The sequence below is a fragment of the Streptomyces sp. NPDC047072 genome (assembly GCF_040643855.1).
Classification (GTDB): domain Bacteria; phylum Actinomycetota; class Actinomycetes; order Streptomycetales; family Streptomycetaceae; genus Streptomyces.
The window spans coordinates 1-6155 of the sequence record NZ_JBEYVC010000312.1; the positions used below are offsets into that span (position 1 = coordinate 1).

Here is a 6155-nt window from a genome sequence, read left to right on the forward strand (position 1 = left end):
CGGGCGGGCCAGCGAACGGGACGTCTACGAGTACGCCCTGCTGAAGGTCGTCCCCCGTGTCGAACGCGGCGAGTGCATCAACGCAGGTGTGCTCGCCGCTTTCTCGCCCTCCACGTCGACGCGGGGCAGGACCCGGTCCAACCAGGACGGCAGCCACCAGCCTGCGCGGCCGAGCAGCACCATCACGGCCGGCACGACCGTCATCCGGACAAGGAAGGCGTCGAAGAAGACGGCGACGGCCAGCGTGAACCCGAAGGACTGGACCATGGGGGTGTCCGAGAGCATGAACCCGGAGAAGACGCTGATCATGATGATGGCCGCGGCGGTGACGACCCGGGAGCTCTGGGCCAGTCCGGCAACGACACTCGCGACCGGGTCGGCCCCCTTGAGGTGTTCCTCGCGCATCCGCGTGACGAGGAAGACCTGGTAGTCCATGGCCAGGCCGAAGACCATGCCGATCATCATCACGGGCAGCAGGTTGACGATGATGCCGGAGGAGTGCACCCGCAACAGGTCGTTGAGCCAGCCCCATTGGAAGACCGCGACCACCGCACCGAAGGTCGCGGCCAGGCTCAGGAGGAACCCGGCTGTCGCCTTCAACGGCACCAGTACCGATCGGAAGACCGCCAGGAGCAGCAGCAGAGCCAGGCCGACGACCACCGCGAGATAGGGAAGAAGGGCTCCGGCGAGTTTGTCGGAGGTGTCGATGTCGATGGCGGTCTGCCCGGTGACCGCGACGACCGCTCGCCCGTCGGTGCGGATCTCGTCAGCCGCACGACGGATGTCGGCGATGAGGACCTCGGTGGCCTCACTGGTCGGCGCACTCGTCGGGATCACCCCCAGGAGGGCGGTGTCTCCGGCCGGGTTGAGCATGGCGGGCGCGATCGAGGCGACGCCCGGCAGGTCCTCGACACTCCGGGTCACATGGTGCGCGGCAGCTGCGGCGTCGCCGCCACCGGGCGCCTGTACCACCAGGGTCAGCGGGCCGTTGAAGCCCGGGCCGAAGCCGTCGGCGAGCAGGTCGTACGCCTTGCGCTGGGTCGACCCGGCAGGGGCGGTGCCGCCGTCGGGCAGCCCGAGGCGCAGGTCCAGTGCGGGAATCGCCACCACGCCCAGCACCAGGACGGCCGCGAGCAGGGCTGGAACCGGCCGCGCCGCCACGACGCGCCCCCAGCGCGCACCGGCCGGCTCGGCGGTGTCCTGACCGTCCGGCAGCGGACCTCGACGCCACCGGAAGTACCGGCGGTGGCGCACCACACGCGCACCGGCGAAGCCCAGGAGGGCGGGGAGCAGGGTGAGGGCGATCAGGACGGCGACAGCGACGGTGAAGGCGGCTGAGACGCCGACCTGGGTGAGGATCGGGATGTCCACGACCGCGAGGCCCACCAGCGCCACCATGACCGTCAATCCCGCGAACACCACGGCTGAGCCGGCTGTGCCCACGGCCCTCCCGGCCGCCTCTGCCAGTTCCCGGCCGCTTTGCACCTCGCGCCGATAGCGGAAGAGGATGAACAGGGCGTAGTCGATGGCGACGGCCAGACCGAGCATGAGGGCAAGCGCCGGAGCGTCGGAGTTGAGGTCGACGAAGGCTGTGGCGGCGGTGACCGCGAGCAGTCCGACACAGATCCCGACGATCGCCGTCAGGAGCGGCAGTCCGGCAGCCACCATCGAGCCCAGAGTGATCACCAGCACCAGCGCGGCGACGGCGACACCGATCAGTTCACCCACGCCCTGGTCCGCCCGGGACACCGCGTCGCCGCTCATCTCGACCGTCAGCCCGGCGTCCCGTCCGGCCTCGGCGGCGTCCCGCAACCTGTCACGGTCGGCACCGGTCAGTTCCTCCGCCGGCACACGGTAGGTCACTTCGGCCAGGGCGACGTCCCCCTTCTCCGACACGGTTCCCGCCTTGTACGGGTCGCTGACCTCGGTGATGTGCGGCGCACCCTTCAGGCGGTCGATCACCTCGCTCACGGCGGTACGGGAGTCCGGATCCTTCAGGCTCCCGCGCTCGGGGGCGGCGAAGACGACACGGGCGCCGGCCCCGTCGGAGGCGGCCTGCGGAAAGCGCTCCTTCAACAGATCATTGGCGCGCTGAGCCTCGGTGCCCGGCACGGAGAAGGCATCGGTGGTCGGCTCGGACCACACCGCCGCCGCCGTCCCGGCCAGCGTCAAGGCCGCGGCCCATGCCAGGACGACGAACCAACGCCGGACGAAGCAGTACCGCCCCAGTCGAACGAGAGCAGCAGCCATGAGGGTGACCCCCTTTAGAAAGTTATTGGCAAATGCTACTCAGATAGCGAGTTTCCTTCAATCGCTGCGACAGCGAGCAACCAGGAGCCGACACCTGGGAGAACCCCTCGCCCCGCAGACCTCGCACCCACGAACACCCGTCCGGCCCGCCCGAGGACGACCGGATACAGTGCGCGGAACGGCAATTCGGCCGGAGAGGGGCAGCGTGACCGATACCAGTGACACCCGTGCCGCCGACAGCGATGCGCCGGCTCCGCGGCGGAGTCCGCTGCGCCGTGTGATGCGCTACCTCCCCCTGGTCGCGCCCGTACTGCTGTGGGCCGTGCCCTGCTGGGTGCTTCTGTACGCGGGCCAGCACTGGCCGTTGCCGGTCACGCTGGGCGGCACCGCCCTGTTCGTGCTCGGTCTCGTCGGGATGCCGCTGGCGATGGCGCGCGGGCACGGCCGACGCCAGCAGGACTGGGCGGCGATCGTCGGTGACACCCTGCTGGGCGGCAGCTGGGTGCTGTTCACCTGGTCCGTGCTGCTCGGTGTGTTCTTGCGGCTCGTGCTGGCCGTGGCCGGCGTCGGTGAGGGGCAGGACCGGGCCCGTATCGTCGCGTGGGCCGTCCTCGGCGTCACCGCCCTGCTGCTCGTCTCGGGGTACGTCGAGGCCCGCCGCGTGCCTCGGGTGCGCCGCCTCGATGTGCAACTCCCCCGGCTGGGGGCCGGGTTGGACGGTACTCGCGTCGCCCTCATCACCGACACCCACTACGGGCCGCTCGACCGCGCCCGCTGGTCGGCGCGGGTGTGCGAGACGGTGAACACCCTGGACGCCGACCTGGTCTGCCACACCGGCGACATCGCGGACGGCACGGCCGAACGCCGGCGCGCCCAGGCCGCCCCGCTCGGAACCGTGCGGGCCACCCGGGCGCGGGTCTACGTCACCGGCAACCACGAGTACTACAGCGAGGCCCAGGGCTGGGTCGACCTGATGGACGAGCTGGGCTGGGAGCCGCTGCGCAACCGCCATCTGCTGCTCGAACGTGGAGGGGACACCCTCGTGGTCGCGGGCGTGGACGACGTCACCGCCGAGTCCTCCGGTCTCAAAGGCCATCGCGCCCACCTCGCCGGAGCCCTGCACGGCGCCGACCCCGACCTGCCGGTCCTGCTGCTGGCGCACCAGCCGAAGTTCGTCGACCGGGCGGCGGCCGCCGGTATCGACCTCCAGCTCTCCGGCCACACCCACGGCGGGCAGATCTGGCCCTTCCACCATCTGGTCCGCCTCGACCAGCCCACCGTCGCCGGTCTCAGCCGCCACGGCGCCCGCACCCTGCTCTACACCAGCCGCGGCACCGGCTTCTGGGGCCCGCCGTTCCGCGTCTTCGCCCCGAGCGAGATCACCCTGCTCGTGCTCCGCTCACCGCACTCGCCCACCTCGCCGTAACACCGGCCGGCTCGACACAGCCGCACTCGGAGGGGCCCCAGCACGTGCCGGGGCCCCTCCGGCGTGCTACCGGTGCCCGCCGCTCGTGAACTTCTCGAAGGTGTGACTGAAGGCCCAGGTGTCCTGTGCGATGCCGGAGCAGGAGTCGGAGCCGCCGGTGCCCGGGCAGCCGCCGTTGTCGCGCTGGAGTGCCCAGAAGGAGAGCGTGTTGATCCTCTTGGCCTCGGCCCACTTCTCGACCGTGGCCGCGTTCTCGACGGTGAAGGTCTCCTCGGGGCCGTAGTCGTCGATGCCGGGCATCTCGATCACGCCGATCATGCTCCACAGCTGGGCGGAGCTCTTCTTCGGGTGGAGCGCGGCGAGTTGGCCGTGCAGCCCTTCGGCGGCCGTCTGGGTGTCGGCCGCCATGTCGTGGGTGGCACCGTCGTAGTAGTCGAACGTCATGAGGTTGACGACGTCCACGCGCGCGTGGTTGTCGACGGCGTTCTGGAGGACGGCCAGGCCGTTGGCCTCCAGGCCGGTCGTGGAGGTCGGCAGGGTGTAGGAGAACTGCACGGTGCGGCCGGTGCGTTCGGCCCAGCGCTGGACCTGGGCGATCGCCTTGTTGCGGCGGTCGATTCCGGCGGTGTTGTTGATCGAGTCGCCCTCGACGTCGAGGTCGATGCGCGTGATGCCGTACGTCGAGACCAGGCTCTTGAACACGTCGGCGATGGCGTCGACGCTGGTGCAGCTGTCCGCCAGTTCGGTGCCGGTGGTGTCCGCGCTCCAGCCGCCGAAGGAGGGGATGACGTTGCCGCCGCGCGCCTGGATGGCGGCGATGTCGTGGCCGAAGGTCGCCTTCGAGATGGGCTGGTCGGTCTCGCCGTTCCAGTACGCGGTGCACGACCCCGCGGTGGCCGTCTGGAGGAACGCCAGGGTGAGGTACTTGTTGCCGGAGGCGGCGGCGAGGTCGGCCGGGCTCTGGCCGGTCCATGACTCGACGTAGGGCGCCGCCACATGCGCCGGCAGAGGCTTGCCGAAGCCCGAGGGCGAGGGCGAGGACGGCGCCGCGAGCGCGCCCCCTCCCCCGACTCCGACGAGCCCGGCGGACAGGGCACTGACACTCAGACAGGACAGCAACGCGTGACGACGTCTCACTGGCACTCCCAGGGGAAAGGGGCATGCGGGAACAGCGGTAGGGCTGCACCGCGGGGTGGAGCGAGACCATGATTGGACTAGACCACATAACTGTCAAGGTTGTTAACAGTTATGCCGGTCTGCCAACGCACCGGAGGAGGACGACGAGGGGGCCCAGTGCCACCAGTACCGCCAGCACCCCGTACCCGTAGGTGAGCGTGGTCGCCGTGGCGACGGCTCCGACGAGCAACGGGCCGCCCGCGTCGCCGAGTTCGCGGCCGAGTTCGGCGGATCCCATGGTTTGGCCGAGGCGTTCCGGAGGGGTCGACGAGGCCAGCGCGGCGAAGCCGAGGGGGGTGATCAGGCCGGTTCCGGCGCCGATCAGGGCGGCCGCGGCAAGGACTCCGGCCAGGCCCGGCAGCATCGCGCAGGCCAGACCGGCGGCCGTGACGAGCAGGCCCGCGAGCAGGCCGAAGCGGGTGGTGAGGCGGCCTTCGTCCAAGGCGCGACCGGCCCTGGGCTGCACCACGGCCGCGCAGCCCGCCAGCACGGACACGGCCGCGCCGGTGGCGATCGTGCCCAGGCCGGCGGCCCGGCCGGAGACCGGCAGGAAACCCACGCCGACGGAGAGCGCGGCGGTCGCCGCGGCCAGTGCGGCGGTCGGGGCGAGGAAGGCGGGATCCGCCAGCCGCCTGGCCAGGTCGAGCACCGTCTGCCGGGTCTTGGGCAGCGGCGGTACGACGGGTACGGCGGCCCAGGCCCACAGCGCCACCACCGCGCCGAGCACCGCGAGCACCCCGAACAGCAGGCGCAGTCCGCCGGCCCACACCAGCACCCCGCCGAGCAGCGGGCCGAGCGTGTAGCCGACGGACTTGTGGAAGCCGTAGCTGCCGAACGCTCGGCCGTGCTTGGCGGCCGGGTTGAGCCGGGCCACCAGGGCGGAGGCGGACGGGGAGAAGGCGGAGGCCGCGGCGCCCTGGCCCAGGCGGGCGGCCCAGAGCCAGCCGGGGCTGTCCGCGAGGACGTACAGCGTGGACGCCCCGGCGAACGCGACGAGCCCGCCGAGCAGGACCGGGCGCGCACCGATCCGGTCCGCGAGGGCGCCGAACAGCGGCTTGAGGACGACCTCGGCGCCGTCGTAGAGGGCGAGCAGGCCGCCCAGCACGAGGAGCGAGGTGACCGCGTCGTCGGAGAAGCCGCCGAGGTTCGCGGCGATTCCGTGGGCACCGAAGGCGGTGGTGAAACCCGCCGCGTACAGCGGCCACATCTGCCGGGCCGGGGGCATCGGGGCCGGGGGCGCGTACTTCACCGTCCCCGAATAACGCTCCCTCAGCTGGTACTTGAGGACCTTGCGCAGGGTGTC

3 protein-coding genes and 2 pseudogenes are annotated in these 6155 nt (G+C 71.5%); 2 read left to right on the forward strand and 3 right to left on the reverse strand.

The annotated features are described in order from the left end of the window. A pseudogene (locus ABZ896_RS51795) lies at nucleotides 1–94 on the forward strand (DUF3037 domain-containing protein); the annotation flags it as partial. A gap of 71 nt (nucleotides 95–165) precedes the next feature. Here the strand turns inward: ABZ896_RS51795 and ABZ896_RS51800 are convergent. After that, a pseudogene (locus ABZ896_RS51800) lies at nucleotides 166–2250 on the reverse strand (MMPL family transporter); the annotation flags it as partial. Between the two features lie 205 nt (nucleotides 2251–2455). On the opposite strand from ABZ896_RS51800, the gene ABZ896_RS51805 reads away from it, so the two are divergent. Further along, entirely contained in the window at nucleotides 2456–3676 is a 1221-nt protein-coding gene (locus tag ABZ896_RS51805) for a metallophosphoesterase (protein ID WP_360946211.1), read from the forward strand. A 66-nt stretch (nucleotides 3677–3742) separates the two neighbouring features. Here ABZ896_RS51805 and ABZ896_RS51810 read toward each other — a convergent pair whose 3' ends face one another. Together ABZ896_RS51810 and ABZ896_RS51815 are read right to left on the reverse strand one after the other, a co-directional pair. Then, nucleotides 3743–4813 carry a chitinase gene (locus tag ABZ896_RS51810; RefSeq protein ID WP_360946214.1) on the reverse strand — a complete coding sequence of 357 codons (1071 nt, stop codon included), beginning with the start codon at nucleotides 4811–4813 and terminating at the stop codon, nucleotides 3743–3745. 109 nt (nucleotides 4814–4922) lie between these two features. Next, on the reverse strand, nucleotides 4923–6059 hold the full coding sequence (locus ABZ896_RS51815; RefSeq protein ID WP_360946216.1) for an MFS transporter: 1137 nt from the start codon (nucleotides 6057–6059) through the stop codon (nucleotides 4923–4925). Between the last annotated feature and the right edge of the window lie 96 nt (nucleotides 6060–6155).